Origin of the sequence: Pseudomonas sp. CF161 (assembly GCF_000416215.1) — a bacterium.
GTDB lineage: Bacteria > Pseudomonadota > Gammaproteobacteria > Pseudomonadales > Pseudomonadaceae > Aquipseudomonas.
Window position 1 is genome coordinate 35,921 of the sequence record NZ_ATLP01000069.1, and the last position, 26,633, is coordinate 62,553.

Consider the following 26,633-nt stretch of genomic DNA (forward strand, 5'->3'; position numbering starts at 1 on the left):
AGGTGAAGAACAGCGGCGCCTGCACAGCCCGCCCCACGCCCCGCGAGCGAAACAAAAACCGGCGTGGACGCCCCGGGCGGACATGGGTATGATGTCGCCCGCACTGCATCCGTAGCTCAGCTGGATAGAGTACTGCCCTCCGAAGGCAGGGGTCGTGGGTTCGAATCCCGCCGGGTGCACCAGATACATCGAAAAAGCCCCAGGTCTTATGGCCTGGGGCTTTTTTGTGGATCAGGAAAAACCAGCGCCCTACGCCAGCGCGCCGCTACCGCGAATGGGGCGGCCAGTTCATTGCCGTGGGCATCGATGTCAGCCTGTTTCGCCAGGCCGCGCTGAACAACCTGGCGCGCTATCGCCAGCCGCACAGCAGCACAAGCACAACGCCCTCATCCCGTACTTGCTGAGCCTCGGTAGCCATTGCCATAAGCCTGTCCCCAGGCCCGAACTGCATCGCCGGTCGCTGCTGTTCCAGCGTCGAGCATCTGCAGGTGTGCAACCCCGCCCTGGACGCGACCGTGAACCGTGCTACGACACAGGCCTGCTTGGTCTGTGCCGTGCATTATTTGCGACAATACTTTTCATACATAACTGGTGTACCTGGCGCAGTATCGCTGATATCGAATTGAAATCACCGATCAACGGTTCTGATCGCCCACTCGGACCGCGCAAAACACTCGGCGAACCCCAACTATGGCGGCGCAAACTCAATCATTAAGGACTCTGTTGCGGGTTCGCAAAATAGATCGCAAGAAAGACCGGTGATACTACCGAACCCACAATAGTTTTTAAAATAAAGATGAATGATGACAGCAACATCATTTATGGCCTCACCCCCCGAATTACTTGATCATCGCAACTAATCCAGCCTCTCGCCCTCCTCCTCCTCAAATGTTCACTTACGATTTATTTTATGGAAATTAGTAACTGTCCTATTGCATGCTAATTATCTCCTGTCGTGGGAAACCATTAATCGCAGGGGAATCTATTTGCTTTAAAGAGAACCTCGTCTGGTACAGCAGCGAACTCTATGAAGTGTTCTATCACTGTACGTCCGGCCGCCATGTGTTTGTCGGGCGTTCATAGCAAAGAGAAAAAATGTGATCACCGTAATAAAAAAAACTACCTGTGCACTGGCTATATTTGGCATCACCTCTGGCACCGCAATAGCCGAGAGCATTGATGTAAAAGTAATCGGCACCATTAAACCGCCCGCGTGCACTCCCTCCCTGGCCGGTGGCGGCACTCTGGACTATGGCACCATCAATCCCAACACCCTGAGCGACGACGCGTTCACCCTGCTGGAGGAGAAGCAAGTTGAGTTCTCCATCACCTGCGATGCCGCTGCCAAGGTGGCAATCGTCTCCTCGACTGGCCGCGCTTTAAGTGCTGTTGCTCAGGACGGCTCTCTGGCCGATGTTGCTCTTTCGCACTTCAAGATATTTGGATCAACGGTAACGCCATCGTATGGGCTGGGCCTGACTGGCACCAAGGGGATAGGCGGATATGGCCTGCGCCTGGATCCCAAAAGCGTGACTGCGGACAGTACAAGCGTCGACCTTATTCAAAATGATTATCAAAACTTAGGTTGGGTAATCGCACCCACTGGCAGCTTAGTGAGCACCCAAGCTACCGTGGGAGGACTCAAACGTAACTCGACCTGGGCCAAAACCGGCACTCTAACGCCGATCAGCTTCACCACGATGAGCGGCAAGTTTGGCGTTCAGGCCTATATCAATAAAAAGTCCGAGCTTGACCTCACCAAGCCAATCCAACTGGACGGCCTGGCGACGTTAGAGCTGGTCTACCTGTAATTGTCCCCCGACCGGGCCTGTGTGCCCGGTCTCTCTTCGGTCACCGTTGCACCCTAACTATCTCCTGTCGCGGCAAGCCGTTAATGGACAGGGGAAACAGAGGCAACACTTATTACTTGCTTTAAAGAGAACTTCGCGTGTGACAGCCGCGAGTTCCATGAAGTGGTTTATCACTGTGCGCCCGGCCGCCATCTGTTTGTCTGGCACTGCATATGAAAAGAGAAAAGTCGTGATCAATGTAATAAAGAAAACCACCTGCGCACTGGCGGTACTGGCCATCACCTCTGGCACCGCAATAGCCGAGAGCATTGATGTAAAAGTGATCGGCACCATTAAGCCCCCCGCGTGCACTCCCACGCTGGCCGGTGGCGGCACTCTGGACTACGGCACCATCCTCCCCAACACCCTGAGCGACGACGCGTTCACCGTACTGGAGGAGAAGCAAGTTGAGTTCTCCATCACCTGCGATGCCGCTGCCAAAGTGGCACTCAACGCCAAGACTGGCCGTGCTTTAAGTGCTGTTGATAACGACGGCACTCTGGTCGATATTTCTGCACCGGGTGTTGCGATATTTGGCAATCCGGACATGAGAGCGTATGGGCTGGGCCTGGCTGGCACCAAGGGGGTGGGCGGATATGGCCTGCGCCTGGCTACCGGAACCATGACTGCGGATACTCAAAGCGTTGACAGTCTTTACTCAGATGACGCGACCCTAACTTGGGTAAAAGGCATCACTGGCAGCTTGATTTCCACGACTGCGCGCACCTTTAGCTGGGCCAAAACCGGCACTCTGGAGCCCATCAGCTTCACCACGCTAAGCGGCAAGCTTGGCGTTCAGGCCTATATCAATAAAAAGTCCGAGCTTGACCTCACCAAGCCAGTCCAGCTGGACGGCCTGGCGACGTTGGAGCTGGTCTACCTGTAATTGCCCCCCCCGACCGGGCCTGTGTGCCCGGCTTCTCTTCGGTCACCGTTGACCGTTTCTTGTGATTACAGGCGTGGACCATTGAACGCATGAGCCTTTCCAGTTTTTTTTACGCGGCCTCTGTCACCGCCCTGTGGCTGCTTTCGGGCAGCGCTCAGGCCACGGGCATACTGCCCGAAACCTCGGTGGTTATCGTTGAGGAAGGTGATGGCGAAGGCGCCATCAACCTGAAAAACACCGACACCTTTCCGGTTCTCCTGCTGACCACCCTGCAGGATATCGAACAGGACAAGGAGGCGCTGTTGATCATCACTCCGCCGGCTGCCCGGGTCGAACCCGGCAAGACCCAGCGCGTGCGCTTCATCCTCACCAACCAAGCGCCGCTTACAACCGAGCGCCTCAAACGCGTGGTGTTTGAAGGCGTGCCCCCACAGGACAAGAGCAAGAACGTGGTGCGCATGACCGTGCGCCAGAATCTGCCCGTGATCATTCGCCCGGCCGGCCTGGCCCAGGATGACGAGCCCTGGAAACACCTGGTGTGGTCCCTCAAGGCGGGTGTGCTGAGTGTCAACAACCCCTCGCCGTACGTCGTTCGCCTCGGCCAAAGCGTGACCACCCTGCCGGACGGCTCAACCTGGCCCTTGCCGCACACCTATATCCTGCCGGGCCAGCAACTGAGCCTGACGCCTCAAGCGCACAGCGCCATCGGTACGACGAACTCGGTGCGCATCTCTCCTGCCACCACCTGGGGTTTTACCGTCGACAACTATGAAGCGCCGCTGATGCCATGAAAATGGCAGAACCAGATGTGCGTCGACGCTGGCCGCTGTATCGCATCCTCCTGGTGGTTGCCGCCGACTGCGTCGGTGCGGCCGAGGCCACCACGCGCACGCCCGAGCATGACAACCTCACCTTCGATACCGGGATCCTGAGCGGGCTCGGGATGGATCCCACTATCGCCGAGCTGTTCCGTTACGCACCGCGCTTTATGCCAGGCGATACCAGCGTCGTGCTGACGGTGAACGGCAATGTCCGTGGGCGGGTCAAGGCGCGGTTCGATGAGCAAGGCACGCTGTGTGCCGATCGGGACTTTCAACGTCAGGCAGGGCTGGTGTCGCCCCCCGGCTATACCGAAGAGACGGCCTGCTTCGACCTTCGCAGCGCCTGGCCCCAAACCAACGTGCAGCCTGATCCGGGTGAGGGCAAGGTGAGCCTGGTGCTCCCCCCTGAAGCGCTCAGTGCGCCAGGCGCCGAGCGTGGCAACTGGCAGCACGGCGGCCTGGCCGGGATGCTCAACTATGACACCCAGTACATGAGTGCCTCGGGCGCCGGCGGCGGGATCAACTTCGCGCAGATCGACACCGAGGCGGGGCTCAATGCCGGCGACTGGGTCATGCGCAGTCGCCAGACCTTTGCCCGCTCCAATGGCACAGACCAGATCAACCATCAGGCCGCTTATGCGCAGCGCAGCTTTGTCGGCATCGGGAAAGTGCTGCAGGCCGGTCAGATCAACCTCTCCAACTCTCTGTTCGGTACCGGCCAGGTGCTGGGGTTCCAGATGTTCCCCGAGTTGGCGCTGGCCACCGGTCAAGAAGGCGCTGGGCTGGTTGAGGGCGTGGCGCAAACGCAGTCGGTGGTCGAGGTTCGCCAATCCGGGGTGCTGGTCTACAGCACCGTCGTATTGCCAGGGCCCTTCCGCCTGCAAGGGTTTGCTCTGCTCAACACCCGCACCGACCTGGTGGTCACCTTGACGGACAGTAATAGACAGGTGCAGCAGTTTACCGTCCCGGCCGCCACACTGCGGATGCGCGCGCCCCAGGTCTCGCCGGGCTGGTCGTTCGGTGCCGGCCGGCTCGAGCAGGAGGATGGAGACTCGCCCTTGGTCGGGACGGTGGCGAACGGCTGGCAGCTCACGCCGTTTACCAACCTGAATGCCGGCGTGCTGGGGTCGACGCTCTATCGCGCCGCGTCGATGAACCTGGAAGCCCAGTTGCTGGAGCCGACCCACCTCAGCCTCCAAAGCACCCTGGCCCAGGATACAGACCATGGCAATACCGGCACGCTGCTGTCGGCCATCGTGAGCCACGGTCTGAGCGAGCATCTGAGCGTCAACCTTAATGCAAGCCAGTACAGCTCCGGCTACCGGGAGTTGAGCGAAGCGCTGCAACGCACCGGGCCGGATCGCGCTGGCAACCTGAATCGCAGCCGCTCCCAGTGGGGCAGCGGCGTTAACGGGTCGGCAGGCAAACTGGGCAACTTCTCCCTGTCGTGGGCTCGCAGCACCACCTTTGGCGGGCGCAACATCGATTACCTGCGCAGCGGTTGGAGTCGCCAGTTCGGGAGCGCCTATCTGGGCGTCAGTCTCGAGCACAACAGCGGCACCCTCGGCGGTCAGGCGGATGACCGCTTGTACGTCTCGTTCAGCATGCCGCTGGGTGAGGGGCGCAGCCTCAATAGCTACCTGAATACCGCCAACCACCACGCGCGTGCCGGCGTTCGCTACAACGACCGCACCAGCCAGGACCTGGGCTGGGGCCTTAGTAGTGAACGCGACCTGCGCAACAAGCGTACTTCAGTCAGCGGCAACATGGACTTCGTGACGCCGGTCAGCCAGCTCAGCGCGAACCTGAGTCGTGACAGCGACAACTACTCCAACTGGTCGGCACGCGCCAGCGGCGCAGCGGTGCTCCATGACGAAGGATTGACCCTGTCGCCTTATCGCGTGAGCAACACCTTCGGCATTGCACGGGTGGGGGAAGAGTCTGGCGTGCGCCTGGATACACCGGCCGGGCCCGTGTGGACGGACGGTCGGGGCTATGCGGTGCTGCCGACGCTCAATGGCTACCGCCGTTCAAGCATCCAGGTGGATACGCGAAGCCTGGCCAAGAATGTCGACATCGGCAATGCCTGGCAGGAAACCGAAATGGCGCAGGGCGCCATCGGCCGGGTGGACTTTGAGGTGATACGCACCCGCCGCGTGTTGGTCGATGCGGGAATGAAGAACGGGCAACCCCCACCCCATGGCGCCAGCGTGTTTGATGACGCCGGCCAGTTGGTGACCGTAGTCGGTGAAGGCGGCCGGGTCTTTGTACCGGACGCGGCCCCCGGCATGACGCTGGAGGTGCAACAGTCCGGCAAGACCGTGTGCACGATGACGCTGGACTTGCCGGAGACGCCGGACACATCGGGGATTTATGAACATGCAACGGCAACGTGCAGCCAAGGAGAATAATTTGAGCGTTTTTTGTGGACGATGGGCGCTGGCACTGTTGATGGGTGTCACCTGTTCCAATGCTGCCGACCCGAGCCCCTTTCCTGACGTAGGGGGCGTCGTGCCGCCGGAACTGCCGTCCGACCCTCGCTGCACACTGTCGGTCAGTAACCCGGTGGTCGATTACGGCCTGATGTCGCGTTGGCAGTTGCAGAATATCCCGGGGGGGAGCGTGACCCCCGGCACCCGGTCATTGACGCTGAGCGTGGTCTGCCCATCGGCCCGGGCCATGAAGCTGCTGGTGCAGGGGGACGCTGGTGAGCAGGGGGAGCTGCGCTACGGCAAACGCGGGTTCACTCAGTTCCGGCTGCTGGATGCACAGCTGGACGGCAATGCGCTGGAACTGCGGACATTGACCCCGGAGGGAGTGCTTACGGGTACTGGCCGGGAAGTCCTGTTGAGCGTTGGGCAACAGATAGTCCCGGTGCTGCAGGACAAGCATGCCAAGGGCAAGACCCTGACCGCGCGCCTGGAGATACAGCCTGTGTTGTCAGAAACCGAGGCGCGCGTCAGCAACCGGCAACGCAGCGAATCGATGCTGACACTGACGCTGGTCAATTAGCATCGGCCAGGAGCCGGACTGACCGGCGCAAGACACCCTGGACGGCGGCAGAGTTCGCTCTACACCCGGCGTCGAGGGCAGTGCAGGCGGGATCTTTAAAAGAAAACGCCGCGACACTCGTGGCGTTATAACGCCCCCATCACCGTCTTACTCAGTGGCGTTGAAGCGCCTGGAGCCTGCCCCCCTAGCAAACTAGCAAAACGCCGACGCCGGCACCTTTTACTCCAGCTTCGAGCATCTAATGCTGAACAACTCGGCCACACTAACGTCCAACTTAGTCAAACTTGGTCCAAGTTAGACTAAGTTGATCCAAGGAAAACCGTCGAACTGTTACGTGCTTCCACCCGCTCGCGAACAGGGTTCTCAACAGTGCTTCCATTGATCTGTGCTGCGTATTATTTGTGACAATAGTTTTCATACATACAGCAGGGTGGAGAGCAGTGTAATTGACTGCTGTTGCGCATCAGCCCGCAGCAGCACTAACCGCTCACTCGGATCGCCCAACACCCACACACCCACTAGAGCTGGGCATTCAATGATGACGCGCGCCTTCTGAATGTGAAGACAAAGCGATTAATTGATACGCGATATTACAAAGCGCGGCTGATTTTAAAATACCGATGAATAAAGCAGGTGACATTTTATATACCCAGTGAGCATGGGTAGACCGCCTAACAAGCCTGTGGGCGCCATTCGTCTCTACAACTCTCGTTTACGATTTGTCTGATAGTAATCAGCGTCGGCGCTGCGCATCCTGTGCGTCCCCTGCATCGGTAATGACACGACTCGCACGGGGACATCTGAAAGTAGGACCACATATCAACACTTGTTTTTAAAGAGAGCCTCTATGTTCCAGAAAATGGGTAAACACACTGTACTTTGCACATCGTCGCTGCTGATTCTCATGGCTGCCGCTACCGCTAACGCAGCTGATGGCGAAGTGGAATTCACTGGCAAAATCGTCGACAGCCCGTGCACCGTCCAAAGCGAAAGCGTGAATAAAGCGGTAGACCTGGGGCAGGTTCGCATCAGCGATTTCGAGAGCGCTGTCGGCTCCACCGCCGGCTCCACGCCGTTTTCGCTCACGCTGGAAAACTGCAACGTTGCAACCCTGAAAAACGCCTCCATCATGTTCAGCGGCCAACAAGCCGCGACTGACAACACCGTGCTGGGCATGGTTGGTGAGCAGCAGGTGGCTGGCGTCGGCATTAGGATCAACGATGCACGCACTGGCAATAAACTGGCCCTGAACACCGCCAGCAACGACTACACGCTGCGCCCTCTGTCCAACACCTTCGACTTCACCGCTACCTATGTGCGTCTGGCTCTAGACACCCCAGCCGAGGGTGAAAACCCAGCCGTATCGAGTATCGGTACGGGTCAAGTCAACGCGCTGGCAAGCTTCGACATTACCTACAAGTAATTCATACCTTTAACGCCAAGGCTCGCACTGAGTGAGAGCGTTGGCGTTAATATTGAGGCCCTTATTTATGCATTTAAAAGCTGTAGCTTTCCTGGCTTTGGCAGCTTGTCTTTGGTTGCCGAAAGTTCAGGCAGGCGTCGATATCGGCTCTACGCGCGTGGTTTACCAAGGCAAGGAAAAAAACGCCACCCTTAACGTTTCAAACTCGGACAACGATGGCACCCCTTATCTAGTTCAGTCTTGGGTCAGCCACTATGACAACCGGGATGAAAGTGCAGATGAGTTCATCACGACTCCCCCATTGTTTCGTCTGGATGCCAAGGTTCAAAACGTTTTAAGAATTATTGCTACCGACACGCAGAACTTGCCGACCGACAAAGAAAGCCTGTTCTTACTCAATGTAAAAGCGATCCCGGCTATCAGTGACGAACAGCGTAACAAGAACGTGTTGCAGATTGCCCTCAAGACCAGCATCAAATTATTTTATCGACCCGCCGACTTGAAAGGCACGTTGGTAGACGGCGTGAAGCAACTTCAATGGCGTGTTGAAAATGGCAAACTGACTGTACACAACCCGTCAGGTTTTAACGTGGTCGTCAGCGAGTTGCTGATTAATAACACCGCCCGTCCAGACACACCCGACGTGATCAAACCAGGCAGCACCCTCACTACTCAGATACCGCTGAAAAATAGCGACAAGCTCGTACTCAGCTACATCGATGAATACGGCAGTGTCGTTAAGGTGGCTCCCGTCACTCCGCATCAATGAGTGAAGAATCAGTCGACCGAAAAAGAAAAAAGGGTTCCCTCATGCTGCCACTACGCATGGACGTCTTCTTACGCCACATAAAGTCCGGAAGTGCACTCATCCTTAGTGCTATCGGATTAACCTCAACGACAGTTTATGCGGGCTACAGCTTCGACTCTTCGCTTTTGGAAATTGGTGGCGGTAGTACGTCGGCTGAAGTTATCGAACAAGTCAAAGCCATGAGCCAAGGTCAACTACCCGGCATTTACCGTGTAGATCTGTCCGTGGGTGAGCGCTTCGTTGAACAACTCGATATGCGATTTATCCGCGAAACGGCGAGCCAGGCATCGACCCCTGCGCAGTTGTTTCCCTGTTTTAGCCTGCAAACCCTGGCAACTATGGGCATTACCGCTGAGCGGCTGAAAAACGCAGAGGTCAACCCTGACAATTGCGTGTACTTCAGCGGCGACCTCACCGGTATCACGTACGACTACGACTTCAGTAAACAGCGCCTGGACCTGCAAATCCCTCAGGCGTATATCGCCAGCATTCCATTCGAAATCCGCCGCAAGAGCTGGAGTGATGGTGAGCAGGTAGCCTTTTCCAACTACAGCTTTTCCGCTAGCAATTACCAAAGCCAATATACAAATCAGCAATCCCAATTCGGCAGTGCGCACAGCGGAATCAACAACGGCGCGTGGCGCTTTCGTAATTTCTCGACCTGGCAAAAAAGCAGCAACAACAAAGGTAGATGGCAATCGCTGGATACCTATGTCCAGCGTAACCTGGGCAACCTCATGGCGATTGCCACGGTTGGCGACAGCACAACCGACAGCGATCTGTTCGATACGATTTCCTATCGCGGCATAGGCATAGCCTCCGATCTGGACATGCTGCCCGATGAAGCACGTAACTTTGCCCCCGTGGTGCGCGGCGTGGCCAATGGCCGTTCGCTGGTCACGCTACGCCAACGCGGCTACGTGATCAGCGAACAGTGGGTGCCGTCCGGCCCGTTCGCACTCAAGGACCTGTACTCAACCTCGAACAACGGCGATATCGAAGTCACTGTCGAAGGTCCCAATGGCGAGCGTCAGGTGTACATCCAATCGTTTTCCTCGGTGCCCTACATGTTGCGCGAGGGTCAGCAGAGCTACACCTTGACAGCCGGGCAATATCGCCCGGGAGACAGCTCCCTGACCTCCGTAAAACCCCGCTTTATACAAGGCACCCTGCGCCGGGGACTGACCGAAGGCACTACGCTGTTCGGCGGCACTATCGTCAGCGAGCAGTACAATTCGGCGTTGCTGGGCTTTGCCCATGACTTCGCCGGCTTCGGCGCCATTTCGCTGGACATGACCCACGCCATCAGCAACGACATGGGGGCAGAATCCAAAACCCTGTCGGGTCAGTCGTATCGATTTCGCTACTCCAAGTCCATCGACCTGACAGACACCAACTTCAGCCTGATTGGCTACCGCTATTCCACCATCGGCTATTACAGCTTCAACGAAGCCATCAGCGCACGGACCTCCGATTCGTTCGAGCCGTATCTGAATCAGGCGCGGAACAGCGACTGGTTTTCCCCGTATGTGAGCGGCCATATGAAAAGCAGCTTTAGCGCCAACCTATCGCAGCAGTTGAGCAGCTATGGCGGCCTGTACACCAGCCTGACCAAAACCGATTACTGGAACATGGCCAAGAGCAACCTCTCGGTGCAATTGGGGTACAGCTTCAGTATCGGTAACGTCTCTTACAGTTTGGGCCTAGCCCAGAGCAGCGGCGAGAGTGGTGACATTCGTAGCCTGTCGTTAAACGTGAGTCTCCCGCTTGGCGACCTGGGCAGCAGCAACCGCATCGGTCTGAGCAACAGCCAGAACTCAAACGGTGATGCCAGCCGCTCGGCCACGCTCAACGGCAGCCACCTTCAGGACAACGCCTTGTCTTACTCCCTGGGGGTCAATCAGCAAGTCAATGAGACCGAGCGCGTGCTCGGCGGCTCGGTTGCCGCTCGCTACAACGCGTCCAACTCCATTTGGAACGGGTCTTACAACAAAGATCAAAACACACGCCAAATGGACTACCGCGTCGAGGGTGCGCTAGTCGCCACCCGCGACACGCTGATGTTCACCCAACCGCTAGGGGAGACCAACATTATCGTGGCGACGCCTGGCGCCGCGGACGTCAGCGTACTGACCAAAAGCGGAGTTAAAACCAACAGCAGCGGCTATACGATTATTTCTTCGGCCCAGCCATACCGTAAGAATCGGGTGGCGCTCAATACCAACTCGCTATCGGACAACACGGATATTGCGCAACTGATCCAGGAAGTGACCCCGAACCGTGGCGCCTTTGTGATGGCCCACTTCGAAACCCAAAACGGTCGCCGACTGCTGGTCAGCATAACGTCGAACAAGGGCAAGCCCGCCCCCTTTGCCGCCGAGGCCCAGCTCTATGACCCTGATGGCAAGTTGCTGAACAGCGCCATGGTGGCTGACAAGGGCCGGGTATTTCTGACCGGTGTACCCGACAAGTCGCGACTGTTGATCAACGTCAACGGCAAGCCGTGGTGCGCCAAGGATCTGGATCTAAGTACTTACCCCCTGGCAGAGACCGGTATCGGCCAACTGAAAATAAGTTGCGACGCCAAGTCGGCTTCGCTCGAAGACACTCAAGGTACACCCGATGCATAACTCAACAATGAAGCAACACCGCTTGCCCTGGGTAAAAGGCAGCTTGCTGCTGCTTTGCCTGCTGTGCTCGCTCACCAGCAAGCAGGCCTTCGCCTGGATCTATAACAACCTGGACTGCACCAACACAGGCAGCGCTGGGACGGAGGATCTGGGCACTCTACGCCCCAGCGAAAAAATCTCCATAAACATGACTGCCAATTGCATAGTCAAACGCCGGTTCCCCTATGGGTCATCCCTACAAAATCAACAAAGTTACACCCTTGGCAAGGGAGACAAGTTTGAGGCTTTACACATCAACTCCAACCAGAAAGTTCCAGAACAAGCGATGGGGATGGCCTCTACTACCTGCATGCCGAGCAGTTGTGAAACACTCGCGGTCGGCACCAGGTTTTCTTATAACGTAAAGTTTTCAGGTGTAGCACCAGCGACTAGCGGTAACTACACGGTCTCTCTAGGCCTCTCCAGTACGTCCATCAAAGGCTATGAGTCATATATTGATGACCTTAATGTCGTCCTCTTAAGCTACACCGTCGTCCAGCCCGCCTGCTCCATGAGTACGAACAGCATCCAGAACCTGTCCTTCGCCACAATCGCCAACGACGACTTGGCGAACGCGAAGGAAATTGCCGAGATCAAGCTGAACTGCACCCGGGCCGTCCAAGCGACCGCAACCCTGAATCCGACGCAAAGTGCTATCAAAGGCAGCCCGGGGGTTTCAGCAACCACACTGGCCGGCCTATCAATGGCCGCCACCTGGGCCGACAACAGTAATGCGGTGAACTTCAACACGCCACGCACGTACTCGTTCATCAAGGGTGACAACATTATTAAGCTGGGCTTCCAGCCCAGTTTAAATGTCGGTGCGACTCCAACTGGATCGTTCTCAAGTAACTACACCTTGAACGTCACCTATCCTTGAACAGGCACAGGAAACCGATCATGAAACTGCCCCTATCATTGGCCATCGCGTTTTTGACGGGCCTGAGTTGCACAACTGCCGTTGCGGCAACCGATACCGTCACCATCAACTTGAGTGGCACCCTGACAAAACCCGTTTGCAAACTGACAAGCAGCAAAACCATCAGCGTAGACATCGGTAGCGTCGCCACCGATGAGGTTAGCGCACTCGCCATGGTCGATATTCCAGTGACCCTGAATTGCCCGGCCAACTCGTCGTTAAATATCGGTGTCAAGGCTGCGAGCATTTATTCACATTCAGACTACGAAGCCTCCGCAGGCTTGGTAAACCTAGGATACTCAATCTATTGGAAGAGTAACGATGAGGCCATTAACTTGAAAACAGGGACACGCAAACTGACTGGTCAAAGCGGCATAGTCGACCTAAGTATGAAGCTCAAGATGCTTTCACTTGGCGACGGAGCGCACGTGGGAACTTTCAGCACCTCGGCCGTCATCAACCTTGAATACCTGTGACAAGACAACCATGACGATCAAAGTGAGCCTGTGGACGACGCTGCTGTCTGCCTTAACGCTGTGCCTCAGTGCGGCCAGTTGGGCGGATGATACCGCTCAGGTCAATATCTCCGGCACCCTGACCGAGCCGCCCTGCAAGGCCAGTTTCCCGGCTTCGCAAAGCGTTGATATTCCCAAGGTGAACATCCATTCGCTGAAATCGGACACCACCCACTGGACCGATGTAGCCCTGAACTTCCAATGCAAGAAAGGCAGTCAGGTCCGCCTCCGTTTCAACGCAGGCAATGGTTCTTTTGACAGCAGCACCCTGAACACCACATTCGACAACCTGGGTTTGAAAACCCAGTTGAGTGACATCACCAGCACCATCAAAGCCGTGGATTTAAAGCTGGGTGAACAACTGATGTTTCCCGTCGAGGGTACGGCGCTAAAGCTCAAGCTGTCAGTCAAGCCAATCAAGACCGGGCAAGAACTGCCTGCCATCGGCCTCTACAGCTCGATACTGTTGATGGAAATCATATTTTTGTAGATCAGCGCTGATCCAATCAAAACGATCGGATTTTTCTCGATACACCGCATCAGCTCTTTTTGAAAAACTGCCGTCGCTGACGCTCCACCGGGCAGCCTCCATTGCCCTGGCATTGTTCTGAGCCACCTTGTTCCTCAACGTTCTCCACAGCTCGACTGCTTATCCGCTCCAGGTTCTATGGAAAAACCCTGAGACACCAACATAGGTAAAGCCGCCGCCCTCAAAGACAGGAGCACCTCGTGGCCAAACGATATGAAATCAGCGACGAACCTTGGGAAATGATCAAAGACCTCATTGTCCAGGAACAGAAAACCGGACGGCCCAGAAACAATGACCGCCTGATGCTCAACGGTGTCCTCTGGGTCCTCTGCTCAGGCGCCGCATGGCGCGACATGCCTGAGCGATTCGGCCCTTGGTCGACGGTCTACCAACGCTATCGCGACTGGCGCAATCGAGGCATCTTCGACCAAGTGCTCAAACGCTTGCACCTGAGCCTCAACAAGCAGGGGCTGATCGATCTTGATACGTGGACATTGGACCCCACCGTGGTACGCACAGCCCGAGCCTCACCCGGCGCTGGAAAAAAAACCGGGCCGATAAACCGCAGGACCCGGCGCTCCAACACAGCCGGCGCGGCCTGACGAGCACGATTGATTGCCATGCAATGCCTTGGCGCTTCCTGCCTTCAGCGGGGCAGGCCAGTGAACTCGCTATACCCTGCCGCAACGGCATAAGCGTACCTCCCAACCTGCGCGCGCCTCTGCGAAAACCTCGGCTAGCGCCAGTGATCGCCACCCACGCCACACAGAAAGACCCACCCCCACTCCACCCCACGAGCACGGATGCTTCCTACCGCAGATCGCGGCACCGGCACGGACGCACTCTATGTCCCGGATCAAAAGCACGAGATCAACTACGGCTACCCGGCCACTCGCGGGCTGATGGCGCGGCCCAACCTGCACTGCGTGAAGTCCCCCGGCGGGGCGGCCCGGAGCGACTCGGCGGTGGCGGGCTGGGGGCAATTTATTGCCGACTGCTGAGGCCCCGTGATCGCGTCCTGCCGCTTGCCGAGGCTGTCGTGGCGGGACGCAACTTGCTACATTCGCGCCTTTCGCCAGAGGGCGCTGCATGGCCAGCGTCCCGGCCAGGTTCGCGGCGCCTCGCGCCGAGCCCGGACAGGAGGTCCCGATGCTGTGCCATCCCGGTTCCAACCAGCCTTACCAGCCGACACTGCGTCATTGGGTCAGCTGCTTTATGCGCTATGACATGCCCCCCGCCCTCGACGCCGAACTCAGCCGCTACAACCCCAACGCCGACGAAGACCGCGACTACCTGATCCGCCAGCATTGCCTGGCCCGCCCCCACGGCGAGGAAAATTTTCGCCATCGGCGGCGGTTGGTGGAGGTGCTGCAAGAGGCCCTGGCCGATCCGGGCCATGACTTCCAGCAGGTGTGGGAGGACGACGAAGACGACTACGAAGACAGTCAGTGGCCCTCCGCCTGGCCGGCGAGGATTGAAAACAGCCGGGATTTTTTCCAGCGCCTGCTAAACGCTGCCCAGGAGTGCTGGCGCGATGATCTGATCCGCGCCAGCCTGCCGTCCCTGGCGCACTGCCGGGCGCTGCCCGAGCGCGACCTGGGCACTTACGACTGGTTGTTCGCCGTCGATAACCCCGAAGCCTGGAAAGCCGTATTCGGCATGGCGGCCAGCCCCTATGACCTGGCCACCCGGGGCCCGGTGTTTCAAGGCGAGCAACTGAGCCTGCACCTGGCGGGCGCCCTGACGCGCCTGACATCACGGCCTTCCACCTGGCCGGACAGCCAGGCGCCGACCCATTGCGCGGTGGATCTGACGGTGCAAGGGATCAGCGACCTGGCGGTCAGCGGCACACGTTTCGATGGCCGCGCCCGGACCCGACTCACCGCCGTGCCGGGCGGGTATTTTCTGCAGCTGAAGATCGGCTTCGACGGCCTGATCGAATGCGTGGCGCTGTCGGTCAGCATCAGCAACGTCCAAGGTTCACGCGAGGAAACCCAGCCATGAGCAACAATTTCGAAGATGCCCTGCAGCGTCGGGAAATCCCGCAGTTTTTTCGCGGGCAGGGGCCCTACTTCACCCGTGATCCCGACTGGGGCGACCACCTGTTCGGCATCAACTGGACGGATATTTTTCTCTACGTTCGCGACCATGCCGAAGGCGAGCAGCAACTGCGCGAGAGTTTCGAACAGTATGTGCACAGCCTCGAAGAAACCCTGGACGATGGCTTCAGCCTGCGGGAAAACCTCTTCGGTTATTACGCGACGCGCCTGCGCCGGGCCCCGGACGGCCCCGACTGGCTGGCGCAACTGTCGCCGCTTTGCCGTCGGCGGATAGTCCAGCACCTGACCTGGTATCGCTGGCAGCTGGAAGCCCAATGGCAGCTGTACCCCAACCGTGGCCAGCGCATGCGGGAGGCCGGCTGCCCGCCGGAGTTTCTCGACTTGAAGAGTTCGCCCTACAACTAAGCGTCGAGGGCAGTACAGGCGGGGCTGTCAAACCAAAGCGCCGCGAGCGTGCTCGCGGCGCTATTTTTTGTCGGTATCGGGAGCCTCGGGCTCCGCGTTACCGGGAGCCGGCAGTGGCTCCCCTTCTTCATCTTCTGCCTCAGCTTCCAGACCGAAATCCTTGCGGCTCTGCTTGATCGCCTGGCGTATATCGTTGCCCTTGGTCGGGCAATTCAATAGTTTGGCGATGCCGTCGATACGTGGCGCCATGGCCAATCTCCCACTTTGCGGACCTGGGCTCGATAGTGCTCGCTTTCAGCGCCGCAGACCAATTTTTGCGCAGCCTTTTGCATCATGGCCGCTGCAACGCCTGCAACCGAGCCTGCACGTCCAGCTGTGGATAACGCTGCTGCAACGCCTCCAGGCGCTGGTCAGCCTCCTTCACCTGCCCCGCTTCACGCAGGCGCAACACCTCCCGCAACTCGTCATCCACCGGCCGCGCCGGGACCGCCGCTCGCTTGCTGAGCATGGGCTTGCCCTTGGCCTGATCGGCCATGGGTTTGGTCACCTGCGCCGAGGCCTCGTCGCTGAGCATCTGGATTTTTTCGCTGCGCTCCGGGGCTGCGGGGCTGGCCGACAAAGCGCCCAGGGGCGCCGCCGGGCGCGGAGCAGGCGCCGACATCGCGCCCTGCACCATCGGCTCTGGCAGGCGCTCGGCCAGCTCGGCGGGGGCCGGGTCAGCCATTTGCCGGGCCATGGGCGCGATGGGCGCGGAGGCGGGAGCCGGTGCTGGTACTGGTACTGGTGCTGGTGCTGGTACTGGTGCTGGTGCCATGGTCGGCGTCGGGTAATGATCCGGCGAACGCTGGACCAGCACCAGGATCAAGGCCACGCCAAACAGGCTGGCGAACGCCATCTGCAGGCGCGGTTTCTGGCAGGCCTGCAACCAGCGCTGCCACAGGCTCGGCGCGGGTGCTGGCAGCTCTCGCCGGGCGCTGGCCAGAATCAGTGCATCGAGGCTGGCCGGGGGTTCGCCAACGCTGTGCTGGCGGATGTGCTTGAGCATCTGTTCTTCGACAGAAGGCGGCGTTTGTCGGGCGTCAGTCATGTGAGTACCTCCTCGGCCAGGAGCCGACGCAGTTTTTTCAACGCATAACGGAAACGGCTCTTTACGGTTTCCAGCGGGGTTTGGGTGAGGCTGGCGATCTCCGGCAAGTCCAGGTCGCCATGGGCGCGCAGCAGGAACACTTCGCGCTGGTCGGCCGGCAAATCTTCGAGGGCCGCGTCGATGCGCTGCTGATCACGGCTCAGGCTCAGTTGCTGCTCCGGGCCCGGCGCGTCATCGGCCTCGCCGTGTATTTGCTCGTCGTAGCTGTCGTGCAACGGGTTGCGCTGCCCGTGCTTGCGCCAGTGATCGATCAGCCGGTTACGGGCGATCTGGTACAGCCAGGTGCGAAAGGTCGCTCGGCCCTGGGGCTGGCTGGTGCTGCGAATCAGGCTGAGCCAGGTGTCCTGGTACACCTCTTCGGCCAGCTCGGGTTTGTTGCACAGCCCCAGGAGAAAGCGGTACAGGCCCTGGCGATGGCGCTGATACAGCACCTCGAAGGCCGCCGGATCACCGGCGCGGTAGCGCGCCAGCAGCGCTTCATCGCTGCTGGCGGCGGAGGGTGGGTTCGCAGCCGCCATAGTGCTGATCAACTCCTGTTCGCTGCGGGTCATGGTGTCATTCAAGCCGACTCTGGATCTGGCTGTCGTCGCGCTGCGCGGCCAGGCCAGGTTGTGGGGCCTGAGTTTGCAGACTTTGCGCCAGTTCAACCAGCTGCACGAACTCGCCGCGCAGGCCGTAGTGGTCATCGCCCCGGGCGCCGCGCGCCAGCTTCAGGGTGTCGTCGAGGCTGAAACTGCCGGTGTAGCGCCCGTCCTTGAGCTGCTGCGAGAACGCCGCCACGGCTGCGGCAAAACGCAGGTCGGTGCTGGCCGCCGCCAGCGTGGCAGGCTGGGACTGCGCCATGATCGGGCGCTCGATCAAGCGGCTGCTACCGCCTTCAGGCCCCTTGTAGCGCACGCGCAACATCGCCAGTTCCGGGTTGTTGCTGCTCTCGCCTGGCGCCTTGCCCGAGGCATAGCGCAGGGGTTCGAGCCAGCCCTTCTCGCCCTTGGGCACGATTTCATAGAGCGCGGTCACCGTGTGCCCGGCACCGATTTCCCCGGCATCGACCTTGTCGTTGTTGAAGTCCTCACGCTTGAGCGCGCGGTTCTCGTAGCCCAGCAAGCGGTATTCGCTGACCTGGGTCGGGTTGAATTCCACCTGCAGCTTCACGTCCTTGGCCACCACCGCCAGGGTCGAGCTGAGCTGATCCACCAGCACCTTGCGCGCCTCGCGCAGGTTGTCGATGTAGGCATAGTTGCCATCGCCGGCATCGGCCAATTGCTCCATCAGGTGCTCGTTGTAGTTATCCACACCAAACCCCAGGGTGGTCAGCGAGACCCCGGTTTTGCGCTTGTCGGCGGCCATCTGCTTGAGGCTGTCGAAGTCGCTGATACCGACGTTGAAGTCACCATCGGTGGCCAGCAGGATGCGGTTGATGCCGTCCTTGATAAACCCCTGGCGCGCCATCTGATAGGCCAGCTCGATACCCGAAGCACCCGCGGTGGAGCCGCCGGCGGTGAGCTGCTCGATGGCATTGCGGATTTTCGCCTTGTCGCGCCCGGAAGTCGGTTCCAGCACCACCCGCGACTCACCGGCGTACACCACCAGCGACACCCGGTCCTGGTCGCGCAGTTGATCCACCAGCAACTTGAGGGTGCTTTTTACCAGGGGCAGGCCTTCGCGGCGGTCCATGGAACCGGACACGTCCACCAGAAACACCAGGTTGGCCGGCGCCAATTCGGCCACCGCACGGTCCGACGCCTTGATACCGATACGCAGCAGACGGGTGTGGGGGTTCCACGGCGATGGCGCCAGCTCGGTGGTCACGCCAAAGGGCGAACCATCGCTGGGCAGCGCGTAGTCGTAGGGGAAGTAGTTGACCATCTCCTCCAGGCGCACCGCGCCTTCGGGGGGCAGGCTGCCCTGGTTCAGCAAGCGGCGCACATTGGCGTAGCCGCCGGTGTCGACGTCGGCGCTGAAGGTCGAAACCGGCGTCTGCGCGACGCTGTGGATCGGGTTGTCAGCCAGGGCCTGGTACTGCTCGCGCGATTCATCGCGATAGCCGGCAGGCTGCAGATCGCCGGCCATCTTCGGCGCCGTCATCAGCGGCCGGCTCATGCTGCGCTTGCTGACCACCGCATCGGCCCTCAACGCTTCGCTCTGCACCTGTGGCGCAACCGGAACCGGGGCCGGAGCCGGGACCAACACCCCGCTCGGCGAGGCAGGTTCGACCGCGCTGACATCCGGCTTGGAAGAAACGCCGCAACCGGCGATCGCCAACAACAAGCCGGCGGCGAAACCCTGTGCGGCCGGACGAAGGTAGTAGAGAGGAAGGGACATGGGGGCTGACCTCGGGGGAAAAGTGATCCATTCCCCCCTTCAGACGAAGCCCCTAGGCCATTCGGGTTAAGCCCCGTGAAAAAATTTTTTCAGCGCACGTAGCGCCGCACCACGCTGCTGTTGCGCAGTACATGGCCGTTGATTTTCTCCAGCAACTGGGCCCGGGTCAGGCCGGCTGGCAAGGCGTCGGGCGCCAGGTCCAGGGCATAGATCTGGATCACATAGTGGTGCGCGCTGTCGCCAATCGGAGGGCAGGGGCCGACATAGGTGGTGGTCTTCTTGCTGTTGGTTCCGCCCACGCCTTCCAGGGTCGACTTGCTCCCGGCACCGGCGGCGATCTGCCGGGTGGTCGGCTTGATTCCGTAATGCACCCAATGGTCCACGCCCTGGCCCTTGGCGCCATCCGGGTCGTGCATGACGATCGCATAGCTCAAGGTGCCTTCCGGCCCGGCGGTCCAGCTCAGCGCCGGCGAATTGTTGTGCCCGCCACAGCCCTTGGCATCGCTGGCACTGCCAGAGGTGAAGAGCCGGTCATCGGTGACACCGGGGATATTCAGGGTAAAACGCTCCTGGGCCTGAACCGGCAGTTGCAGGCACAGCAACAGGGCACTGGCGGTCAGCCAAGTAGTGCGAGAAGCAAAGCGAGACATACACAAGCACCTTTATTACGCGGAGGGTCGGTGAGCTGAAGACTATAGCTTGCACGACCGGCCATGACCGTTCGTGCAGCGCACGGGGGCTGATTGAGCTTGAGGTGGGGGCTGCTTGTAAATGGGCAAGCACGGGATTTCATCAACGCGGCCGGGCGATCAGCCCTGGTGCGCCTGCATGTACTGACGCAGCAGTTGATTGATCCGCGTCTGGTAACCCGCGCCCTGCCCTTTGAACCACTCCAGCACGTCGGCATCCAGGCGGATGGTCACCGCCTGCTTTACCGGTACCCGCAGTTCGGCACGGCGGAAAAAGTCTTCAGTGAGCTCGGGAATATCGCCGGTATCGATGCTTTTATCATCGAGCTTGGCCAGGCGCTCCCAATCAGTTTTCGATGTTTTCGACATAACGTTTAGCCTCTTGCAGTGTGGCTTTGCGAGCCGAGATGATTCGAATCACAACCCCTCGGCGCTCGGTGTGGATAACCACGCCTACCAGCGATCGGATCCAGCCGATGCTGATCCAACGTTCCTCGCCATAGTCCTCACGGCCATCGTGCAAGGACAAAACGGGGTGCTGGAAAATATCCGGTACATCATTGAAATCAATGCCGTGCTTACGGATGTTGGCTTGGTTCTTGGCTTCGTCCCATTCAAAGCGCATGAAAAAATATGTATTTACAATTGTACATACACAGTAGTTCAAGCGCCGTGGAAATCAACGCACCTGCACACCCCGCTCAATCGGTCAGTTTCCGGGCCTGGTGTCGCACTTTCTGTGTCGGTGCGCTCTCGCTCAGGGTGTGCAGGGCCGCCGGTAACTCATCGTGCATGTGCTTCATCCCTGGGTTGAGCGGGCAATAAAAAGCCCCGGAAAACGGGGCTTTTCAGCGTTCGGTGCATTGTGCCAAAGGGGCTCAGGCCTTGTCTTTGCCCTTGTCGTCTTCATCCGGCAGGTGGATGACCCGGGTCGGCGTGACGGCGGCCAACGGCGGATGCAGTTGGTCCTGTGGGTCGATGCGATAGAACTGGGTGGCAACGTGGCTGATGCCGCCCTCTTCGTCGTTGTGCACGACCATGGTCCCCGGCAGGCGAATGCGGGTGAAGTTGTCTTCGCTGAGGTTGAAGGTTTCGCTCAGGCGCTGATCGTCCACCACCGGTGCCGGCAGGCGGGGCGGATACTTGCGGTTTCGCAGTTGTCGGTAGCGCGCCCAGCCAATCAGCACTGCGGCGTTGACCAGCGCGACCCAGAGGTAGATTTCCAGGGTGCTCAAGGCATCCAGCAGGCTGATATCGATGCGCGGCCCGCCTTCATGGGAACCGACCAGCGGCAACAGGCCACGCACCAACAGGTACAGCAGGCCAATCCATGCCAGTACGGTGAAAAACACATCGACGACCACCAGGAACGGGCGTTGACGGGTTCTGATGATTTTCATCAGTTCACCTCCTCTTCATCATCTATCGGCTTGATGCCGCGGTCGGGGCTGACCCAGCGCGCCCGTTTCTGATGTCTCCCGAACAGCACCTTGGGAAAGCTGACCAGGGTGGTGAGCAAGCTGATGAACCAGAACACCAAGGGGTACCAGACCACCCAGAACATGGTCTTCCACAGGTCCTTTTCATAGCGTCGGTCGATCAGGATGCTGACCGCGAACTGCATCAGGCACACCATCGCCAGCACCAGGCCGGTAAAGGCCGGCGGCAACAGGTGGTGCACGGCGATGGCCTCGGGCATCTCGATGAATTTGCCCAAGGCCCAGAAGATCACCGACAGCAGGAAGGTGAAGGCCCAGCCGGTGGACAGGCAGTAATCGAACAGCAGCGTCCACAGGTAGCGGTGGCGCCATTCCCAGATGCCGCGAATGTTCTTGAACAGCACCTCGGCGCCGCCCTGGGCCCAGCGCAGGCGTTGCTTCCACAGACCGCTCAGGGTTTCCGGCATCAGGATCCAGCACAGTGCCCGGGGCTCGTAGAAGATCGTCCAGTGGTCCAGTTGCAGCTTCCAGCTGATGTCGATGTCTTCGGTGATCATATCCGGGCTCCAGTAGCCCACCCGGTGCAGCGCGGTGCGACGGAAGGCGACGATCACCCCGGAGACCGTGAAGACTTTGCCGAACACCCGCTGGGTACGCTTGATCAGGCCAATGATCGAGGAGAACTCGCCGACCTGCACCCGACCGACCAGGGTCGAACGGGTGCGGATCCGTGGGTTGCCGGTCACGGCCCCGAGGCGGGTGTTGTGCAGCATCGGCGCCACCAGGTACGCCGCGGTATTGGGCGCCAGCAGCGCATCGCCATCGATGCACACCAGGTATTCGCTGCGCGCAGCCACGGCGCCCATGCGCAGAGCCACGGCCTTGCCCTGGTTTTCCGCCAGGTGCAGCACCCGCAGGCGTGGGTCCTGCAGGGCCAGGGCATCGAGGACCTGGGCGGTGTTGTCCTTGGAGCCATCGTTGATGGCGATCACTTCGATGTTGGGGTAGTGCTGGCCAAGCGCGGCATGGATGGTCTCGGCGGCGTTATCCCCTTCGTTGTAGCAAGGGATCAGGATGGTGATCAGCGGCTCGCCTTCCAGCACCGGCGGCAGGGTGTCTTCCTTCCACGGCCAGTGGCGCTCCCAGTGCAGCCAGTAGTACAGGCCGCCGGCGATCCACAGCCCCGACATGAACAACGGGTAGAAAAACACGAAGTCCATCAGGAACTGGCCCGTGACCAGGAAAATAAGGCCCAGCGGCACCCCGAGGACAATCGCCAGCACCAAGAGGGCTAAGAGTCGATCGATCATGATTCAAGGGTTCCATTTATTGGAGAGCGCGGGCCGAACTGTTTTCAGGTCCGGCGAGTTCTCAAGGAAGTTGTCCGGGTAGTAACCAAAGCTGGTTGCGCCCTGACGCTTGAGACGGCCCATCCAGTCAGCCATCTGTTCAGCGGAGATATCCGCCGCCGGTTTTGCCGCCCAGTCCCGGGCCTGCAGTTCAAACACCGTGCGCTTGAGGGCGCCCGGCCGGGCCTTGACCGTGGCCACCAAGTCTTCGAGCCAGGCTCCCGACTGGTGCACGTTTTTGCCCTCCATCAGCGGCATGGCCATGGGCGCGGTCCAGTCGTAGTTGGCCAGGAAGTTGTCGAGGTTCTGCGCGAACCAGGCTTCGCTGTCGGGGTTGAGCATCGGCTCGGCGAACAGGTTGCGCGCGGTCTGCACCTGCGGGCCGCGAATGGCGCGGACCTTGGCCGTCAGCTCATGGGTGAAGTCGGTCAGGTAGCGGGTCTTGAACTGGGTCCAGCGCTGCAACGTGGCCGGGTCGGCGCGCAAGGCCGCGATCGAGCCGGGCAAGCCGTTGGCGGTATACACCCGCAGGGCGGCGGGGCTGGCGTCTTCGAAATCGGACAGCACCGCGTCGTCGTGGTAGAGGATGCCGTCGACCGAGGTCAGGCGCGCCACGTCCTGGTAGATCTCGCCAATGACCCGCCGTACCTCGGGGTCGAACGGCGACAGCCGCCGGTATTGCTTGGGATCGGTGGACACCTGCCCGGTGGCCGGGTCCCAGCGGGTCACCCGTGGCAGCTTGGAGTCCAGGGCAAAGCTCAGCACCGGCATCCAGGCGAAGACTTTGACGTGAGCCCGGGTCCGCAGTTGCCAGGCCACGCGGTCGAAGATGTCGGCCCGTACCGGCAGATGGCGGTTGGGGAAGTACAGCGAGTGCACCAGGCCGTCACCCTTGGGGTCGGCGAAGGCTTGCAGGAACACGGTGTTGGCCCCCATGTCCGCCATGCGCTGCACCAGCTTGCCGAGGTTGATCTCCTGCTGCGCCGGGTCGGGGTCGTAGACGTTGTCCAGGTCCACGTGCACCACACGCATCGGCGCGTCGGCCTGGACACCGACGATGCTGTTGGAGAAGTGCATGCCATCCGGGTCGGAGGCCACCAGGAAGCGCGGGCTGCTCATCAGGTTGTCGAGGGCGTCGAGCCCGTCGTCGAGGGTCAGGGCCATCTGGTAACCCTGGTCGCCGATGACTTGCAGCGCCGTGCCGTCAGCCACGCCATAGGGCCAGACCCAGACCCGTGGGTTGTAGCCGGTGACTGCGCGAATTTTCTTGGAGATGGTCGCTACGTCGTTGCGCAGGCGTCCCTGGAATTCGGCCTCGCTTTCATAGCGGCCGGTGGTTGCGTCGTAGCGCCGGGTGGCGGCAGCCGGTTGCAGGTTGCCTTGCGGGTTGGCCAGCACGCCTTTGTGGCTGGCATCGGTGTGGGCGGCGATTTCCACCAGGCCGGACTGGGAAATTTCGCGGATTTGCGCCCAGGTCAGAAACTGCGAACGCGGGCGCATTTCACCGGCAAAGTCCACCTTCTGGTCGGCCGGGGTGTCGATCCATACGCCCACCGGCGCCAACAACGCGTGCCAGTTGTAGCTGCGCAGTACCGGCAGCACCCGGGTATAGAAGCTGGAATAGCCGTCGTCGAAGCTCAGCAGGATGGCCTTGGGCGGCAGCTCGGGGCCACCTTTGCGCGCGGCCAGGATCTGGTCGATGGTCACCGGCCGGTAGTTGTTTTCACGCAGCCAGGCCAGCTGTTCGATCATGCGCTCGGTGCGCACGGCCACCACCGCCTGATCGGGGTCGCGGTCTTCGACGTCGTGATAAGCGATGCCCAGCACATGGTTTTTCGGCCATGGGGCCTCATTGGCCGGCAGCGGGCGTTGAGCCGGCGGCACGAACTCCGGGGCTTTTTGGGCGCAGGCGCTGAGAATCAGGACTCCCAGCAGGAGGATGCAACGGGTGATCAGAGGCATCGTCAAACTCTTCTAGAAGCGATAGGTAAGGTCGAGAAGCAGCCGCAGATCGGTTTCCCGATCGCCGTCGTAAGGCCGGTTGATCACACTCAAGTTGGCCCCTGCTTCGAACACGTCATTCCAGGTCACGCGCTGGCCGTAACCGAGCAGGCCGACGCCGCCAGTGGAGTAGTCACGCTGGCTGTAAGTACCGGCCCCCACCTGGAACTGCTGGCTCCACGAGGTTTCGTAGCGGTGGTAGAGCACGTGGTTGACGTTGACCGTCGGCAACACGCTGAAATCCGACTTGGGGTTGAAGTACGGCGTGTCTTCCTTGGTGTTGTGGCTGGTGCCGACTTCCAGTCCCAGATCGACCTGCACATGGGGCGAGGCGTACACGCCCTCGCGACCGGTGAGCAGGGCTTCAATGCGGTTGTTGCCATCGCTGAAGTGCGAGGGGCTCAAGGCCAACTTCCATTCGCGGCTTTCGTTGGCGCGCCAGCGCAGGAATGCACTGCCGCCGTTGGACGTGACATCGCTGTTCAGCGCCCGTAGTGGGGTGTTGGCCGACAGGTATTCGAGGCTGCCGCCGTATTGCCAGTGATCGTCGATATCCCGCGCCAGCGACACCCGGGCCCCGAGCTTGTCGCCGTAGCCGTAGGAATGGTTGGAGACCTCGGCTTCCAGGGTCATGTCCCGGGTGCGTTGCTCTACGCCCAGACGCTGCCAGCGGTGGTGGCCGGTGCCTTCCTGGAAATCCCCGGTGGCGTAACCGACGCCGCCGAACAGACGCCAGTCTTCATTGATGGGCGGGCTGTAGAGCACGCTTTCGATGCCGAAATCCCGGCTCCCGGCCACTGCCCCGGCGCCATTGTTGCCGCCGCCGTAGCTCTTGCCGCCGTAGGTCTCGACCCGCAGTTCGGCCATGTCGTGGACGTCCCGCTGGCGCGCCAGGCGCTGCACCTGACGGTTATCCGGGAAGCGCTCCAGGGCGTCATCGGTGAGCGCGTCCATCTGCCGCCATTCCTGCAGATCCATCGCGGTGTGGCCCTGGGCGACCTCAAGACCGATATCGCGCGGCACCATGCTCTCGGTTTCCTTGAGCAGGCTTTCCGCGCGGCGCGGCCAGTCCCGGGCCAGGTACAGATCGGCCTGGGCCAGGCGCAGGCCAGTGTTGCCCGGGGCCTGGTCGACCAGGGCCGCAAGCCGCTGTTCACTGTCAGGCAGGTTGGCGCTGTAGGTGCCGGACTGGGCCAGCAATTGCTGCGCGTCCATCCAGTCATCGTTGGGGTTGCCGATCGGCAGCCCCTTGAGTTCAACCCGTGGCCGCTGGCTTTGCGCCAGGTCGCTGGCAACCTTCTGCGCTTCTTCCGGGCGGTCGCTTTCCAGCAGCGCGTAGTACAAGGCAGTGCTGTCTTCGACCTTGTTCGCACTGTCGGCATCCGGCGCCGCCAGGACCTCGCGATACAGGTCGCTGGCGATTTCCGGCTCGCGCTGATCAAGGAAGGACGCGGCGACCCAGCGCATGGCGTAGGTTGGAATGGTCACGCCCTCGGCCACCAACTGGTGGTATTGGCGGATCACTTCGTCGGTGCGCGAGCGATAGCGCAGCGCGCCCAGGCGGTCGATGCGCCAGCGGGTCACGTCGTCCTTGGCTTGCGGGTCCGGAGTCCAGGTGCCGAGCAACTGGTCGTAATCGGCCAGGGCACGGTCGGCGATGACGAAGCGTTCTTTTTCACTGCGGGTGGCAAACTCGGCCAGGCGCACGCGCTCGGCCGCCACGTCGCCTTCCAGGCGGCGCTGGGTCACCGGGTCGAGCAGCCCGGGACGCTGGCGTGCCAGGCGCAGG

26 protein-coding genes, 1 tRNA gene and 1 pseudogene are annotated in these 26,633 nt (G+C 60.3%); 17 read left to right on the forward strand and 11 right to left on the reverse strand.

The genetic code is table 11. The annotated features are described in order from the left end of the window. Positions 1-105: 105 nt before the first annotated feature. The 17 genes and pseudogenes from CF161_RS12765 (at position 106) to CF161_RS12840 (ending at position 15,897) form a co-directional block, all read left to right on the forward strand. Positions 106-182 (forward strand) — tRNA-Arg (locus tag CF161_RS12765). A 42-nt stretch (positions 183-224) separates the two neighbouring features. Further along, positions 225-404, forward strand: a complete 180-nt coding sequence (locus CF161_RS32225; protein WP_084471714.1) for a hypothetical protein — start codon at positions 225-227, stop codon at positions 402-404. A 693-nt stretch (positions 405-1,097) separates the two neighbouring features. Further along, entirely contained in the window at positions 1,098-1,811 is a 714-nt protein-coding gene (locus CF161_RS12770; RefSeq protein ID WP_020296996.1) for a DUF1120 domain-containing protein, read from the forward strand. Positions 1,812-1,968: 157 nt separating this feature from the next. After that, positions 1,969-2,736, forward strand: coding sequence for a DUF1120 domain-containing protein (locus tag CF161_RS12775; protein ID WP_256206365.1), 768 nt, complete (start codon positions 1,969-1,971; stop codon positions 2,734-2,736). A gap of 89 nt (positions 2,737-2,825) precedes the next feature. After that, positions 2,826-3,527, forward strand: a complete 702-nt coding sequence (locus tag CF161_RS12780) for a fimbria/pilus chaperone family protein (protein ID WP_020296998.1) — start codon at positions 2,826-2,828, stop codon at positions 3,525-3,527. A 2-nt stretch (positions 3,528-3,529) separates the two neighbouring features. Further along, positions 3,530-5,968: a fimbria/pilus outer membrane usher protein gene (locus CF161_RS12785; protein ID WP_043229314.1), complete on the forward strand. Its 2,439-nt coding sequence runs from the start codon at positions 3,530-3,532 to the stop codon at positions 5,966-5,968. 40 nt (positions 5,969-6,008) lie between these two features. Then, positions 6,009-6,569, forward strand: a complete 561-nt coding sequence (locus CF161_RS12790) for a hypothetical protein (protein WP_020297000.1) — start codon at positions 6,009-6,011, stop codon at positions 6,567-6,569. Positions 6,570-7,416: 847 nt separating this feature from the next. After that, the gene (locus tag CF161_RS12795) at positions 7,417-7,992 is read left to right on the forward strand and encodes a fimbrial protein (RefSeq protein ID WP_020297001.1); all 576 of its coding nucleotides are present in this window, start codon (positions 7,417-7,419) and stop codon (positions 7,990-7,992) included. Between the two features lie 67 nt (positions 7,993-8,059). Further along, positions 8,060-8,761 (forward strand): molecular chaperone, encoded by a 702-nt coding sequence (locus CF161_RS12800; protein ID WP_020297002.1) that lies wholly within the window; start codon positions 8,060-8,062, stop codon positions 8,759-8,761. 41 nt (positions 8,762-8,802) lie between these two features. Beyond that, a complete protein-coding gene (locus CF161_RS12805) occupies positions 8,803-11,430 on the forward strand; it encodes a fimbria/pilus outer membrane usher protein (protein ID WP_043229316.1) in 2,628 nt (875 codons plus the stop codon). After that, positions 11,423-12,349, forward strand: a complete 927-nt coding sequence (locus CF161_RS12810) for a fimbrial-like protein (protein ID WP_020297004.1) — start codon at positions 11,423-11,425, stop codon at positions 12,347-12,349. Before CF161_RS12805 ends, CF161_RS12810 begins: the two co-directional genes overlap by 8 nt. Positions 12,350-12,369: 20 nt before the next feature. After that, positions 12,370-12,864: a fimbrial protein gene (locus CF161_RS12815; RefSeq protein WP_020297005.1), complete on the forward strand. Its 495-nt coding sequence runs from the start codon at positions 12,370-12,372 to the stop codon at positions 12,862-12,864. Positions 12,865-12,874: 10 nt separating this feature from the next. Continuing rightward, the gene (locus CF161_RS12820; protein ID WP_020297006.1) at positions 12,875-13,393 is read left to right on the forward strand and encodes a fimbrial protein; all 519 of its coding nucleotides are present in this window, start codon (positions 12,875-12,877) and stop codon (positions 13,391-13,393) included. A 239-nt stretch (positions 13,394-13,632) separates the two neighbouring features. Further along, a pseudogene (locus CF161_RS12825) lies at positions 13,633-14,105 on the forward strand (IS5 family transposase); the annotation flags it as partial. 130 nt (positions 14,106-14,235) lie between these two features. Further along, a complete protein-coding gene (locus CF161_RS12830) occupies positions 14,236-14,433 on the forward strand; it encodes a hypothetical protein (protein ID WP_020297008.1) in 198 nt (65 codons plus the stop codon). Between the two features lie 148 nt (positions 14,434-14,581). Then, positions 14,582-15,436, forward strand: a complete 855-nt coding sequence (locus CF161_RS12835; RefSeq protein WP_020297009.1) for a hypothetical protein — start codon at positions 14,582-14,584, stop codon at positions 15,434-15,436. Then, positions 15,433-15,897, forward strand: coding sequence for a hypothetical protein (locus tag CF161_RS12840; protein ID WP_020297010.1), 465 nt, complete (start codon positions 15,433-15,435; stop codon positions 15,895-15,897). The genes CF161_RS12835 and CF161_RS12840 overlap by 4 nt, the downstream gene beginning before the upstream one ends. A gap of 60 nt (positions 15,898-15,957) precedes the next feature. Here CF161_RS12840 and CF161_RS12845 read toward each other — a convergent pair whose 3' ends face one another. The 11 genes from CF161_RS12845 to pgaA all read right to left on the reverse strand — a co-directional run. After that, positions 15,958-16,146: a hypothetical protein gene (locus tag CF161_RS12845; protein WP_020297011.1), complete on the reverse strand. Its 189-nt coding sequence runs from the start codon at positions 16,144-16,146 to the stop codon at positions 15,958-15,960. 82 nt (positions 16,147-16,228) lie between these two features. Next, positions 16,229-16,984 carry a hypothetical protein gene (locus CF161_RS12850; RefSeq protein WP_020297012.1) on the reverse strand — a complete coding sequence of 252 codons (756 nt, stop codon included), beginning with the start codon at positions 16,982-16,984 and terminating at the stop codon, positions 16,229-16,231. Then, the gene (locus CF161_RS12855) at positions 16,981-17,562 is read right to left on the reverse strand and encodes an RNA polymerase sigma factor (protein WP_043229331.1); all 582 of its coding nucleotides are present in this window, start codon (positions 17,560-17,562) and stop codon (positions 16,981-16,983) included. Before CF161_RS12855 ends, CF161_RS12850 begins: the two co-directional genes overlap by 4 nt. 37 nt (positions 17,563-17,599) lie before the next feature. Further along, positions 17,600-19,366 (reverse strand): VWA domain-containing protein, encoded by a 1,767-nt coding sequence (locus tag CF161_RS12860; RefSeq protein ID WP_020297014.1) that lies wholly within the window; start codon positions 19,364-19,366, stop codon positions 17,600-17,602. Between the two features lie 89 nt (positions 19,367-19,455). Further along, complete coding sequence (locus CF161_RS12865) at positions 19,456-20,016, reverse strand: YbhB/YbcL family Raf kinase inhibitor-like protein (RefSeq protein ID WP_020297015.1); 561 nt, start codon at positions 20,014-20,016, stop codon at positions 19,456-19,458. Positions 20,017-20,175: 159 nt separating this feature from the next. Beyond that, on the reverse strand, positions 20,176-20,424 hold the full coding sequence (locus CF161_RS12870) for a BrnA antitoxin family protein (RefSeq protein WP_020297016.1): 249 nt from the start codon (positions 20,422-20,424) through the stop codon (positions 20,176-20,178). Further along, a complete protein-coding gene (locus tag CF161_RS12875) occupies positions 20,402-20,680 on the reverse strand; it encodes a BrnT family toxin (protein WP_020297017.1) in 279 nt (92 codons plus the stop codon). The genes CF161_RS12870 and CF161_RS12875 overlap by 23 nt, the downstream gene beginning before the upstream one ends. Before the next feature lie 253 nt (positions 20,681-20,933). Then, entirely contained in the window at positions 20,934-21,455 is a 522-nt protein-coding gene (gene pgaD, locus CF161_RS12880) for a poly-beta-1,6-N-acetyl-D-glucosamine biosynthesis protein PgaD (RefSeq protein WP_020297019.1), read from the reverse strand. Continuing rightward, the gene (gene pgaC, locus CF161_RS12885; RefSeq protein ID WP_020297020.1) at positions 21,455-22,804 is read right to left on the reverse strand and encodes a poly-beta-1,6-N-acetyl-D-glucosamine synthase; all 1,350 of its coding nucleotides are present in this window, start codon (positions 22,802-22,804) and stop codon (positions 21,455-21,457) included. Before pgaC ends, pgaD begins: the two co-directional genes overlap by 1 nt. 3 nt (positions 22,805-22,807) lie before the next feature. Continuing rightward, a complete protein-coding gene (pgaB, locus tag CF161_RS12890; RefSeq protein ID WP_020297021.1) occupies positions 22,808-24,805 on the reverse strand; it encodes a poly-beta-1,6-N-acetyl-D-glucosamine N-deacetylase PgaB in 1,998 nt (665 codons plus the stop codon). Between the two features lie 12 nt (positions 24,806-24,817). Then, positions 24,818-26,633 (reverse strand): poly-beta-1,6 N-acetyl-D-glucosamine export porin PgaA (gene pgaA / locus CF161_RS12895; protein WP_043229319.1); only part of this gene is annotated, 1,816 nt, incomplete at its 5' end.

Excerpts from the sequence above, each read along its gene's own strand:
- CF161_RS12775 (WP_256206365.1), top strand. The coding sequence starts at position 1,969 with ATGAAGTGGTTTATCACTGTGCGCCCGGCCGCCATCTGTTTGTCTGGC.
- CF161_RS12780 (WP_020296998.1), top strand. The coding sequence starts at position 2,826 with ATGAGCCTTTCCAGTTTTTTTTACGCGGCCTCTGTCACCGCCCTGTGG.
- CF161_RS12785 (WP_043229314.1), top strand. The coding sequence starts at position 3,530 with ATGGCAGAACCAGATGTGCGTCGACGCTGGCCGCTGTATCGCATCCTC.
- CF161_RS12790 (WP_020297000.1), top strand. The coding sequence starts at position 6,009 with ATGGGTGTCACCTGTTCCAATGCTGCCGACCCGAGCCCCTTTCCTGAC.
- CF161_RS12795 (WP_020297001.1), top strand. The coding sequence starts at position 7,417 with ATGTTCCAGAAAATGGGTAAACACACTGTACTTTGCACATCGTCGCTG.
- CF161_RS12800 (WP_020297002.1), top strand. The coding sequence starts at position 8,060 with ATGCATTTAAAAGCTGTAGCTTTCCTGGCTTTGGCAGCTTGTCTTTGG.
- CF161_RS12805 (WP_043229316.1), top strand. The coding sequence starts at position 8,803 with ATGCTGCCACTACGCATGGACGTCTTCTTACGCCACATAAAGTCCGGA.
- CF161_RS12810 (WP_020297004.1), top strand. The coding sequence starts at position 11,423 with ATGCATAACTCAACAATGAAGCAACACCGCTTGCCCTGGGTAAAAGGC.
- CF161_RS12815 (WP_020297005.1), top strand. The coding sequence starts at position 12,370 with ATGAAACTGCCCCTATCATTGGCCATCGCGTTTTTGACGGGCCTGAGT.
- CF161_RS12820 (WP_020297006.1), top strand. The coding sequence starts at position 12,875 with ATGACGATCAAAGTGAGCCTGTGGACGACGCTGCTGTCTGCCTTAACG.
- CF161_RS12830 (WP_020297008.1), top strand. The coding sequence starts at position 14,236 with ATGCTTCCTACCGCAGATCGCGGCACCGGCACGGACGCACTCTATGTC.
- CF161_RS12835 (WP_020297009.1), top strand. The coding sequence starts at position 14,582 with ATGCTGTGCCATCCCGGTTCCAACCAGCCTTACCAGCCGACACTGCGT.
- CF161_RS12840 (WP_020297010.1), top strand. The coding sequence starts at position 15,433 with ATGAGCAACAATTTCGAAGATGCCCTGCAGCGTCGGGAAATCCCGCAG.
- CF161_RS12845 (WP_020297011.1), bottom strand. The coding sequence starts at position 16,146 with ATGGCGCCACGTATCGACGGCATCGCCAAACTATTGAATTGCCCGACC.
- CF161_RS12850 (WP_020297012.1), bottom strand. The coding sequence starts at position 16,984 with ATGACTGACGCCCGACAAACGCCGCCTTCTGTCGAAGAACAGATGCTC.
- CF161_RS12855 (WP_043229331.1), bottom strand. The coding sequence starts at position 17,562 with ATGGCGGCTGCGAACCCACCCTCCGCCGCCAGCAGCGATGAAGCGCTG.
- CF161_RS12860 (WP_020297014.1), bottom strand. The coding sequence starts at position 19,366 with ATGTCCCTTCCTCTCTACTACCTTCGTCCGGCCGCACAGGGTTTCGCC.
- CF161_RS12865 (WP_020297015.1), bottom strand. The coding sequence starts at position 20,016 with ATGTCTCGCTTTGCTTCTCGCACTACTTGGCTGACCGCCAGTGCCCTG.
- CF161_RS12870 (WP_020297016.1), bottom strand. The coding sequence starts at position 20,424 with ATGTCGAAAACATCGAAAACTGATTGGGAGCGCCTGGCCAAGCTCGAT.
- CF161_RS12875 (WP_020297017.1), bottom strand. The coding sequence starts at position 20,680 with ATGCGCTTTGAATGGGACGAAGCCAAGAACCAAGCCAACATCCGTAAG.
- pgaD (WP_020297019.1), bottom strand. The coding sequence starts at position 21,455 with ATGAAAATCATCAGAACCCGTCAACGCCCGTTCCTGGTGGTCGTCGAT.
- pgaC (WP_020297020.1), bottom strand. The coding sequence starts at position 22,804 with ATGATCGATCGACTCTTAGCCCTCTTGGTGCTGGCGATTGTCCTCGGG.
- pgaB (WP_020297021.1), bottom strand. The coding sequence starts at position 24,805 with ATGCCTCTGATCACCCGTTGCATCCTCCTGCTGGGAGTCCTGATTCTC.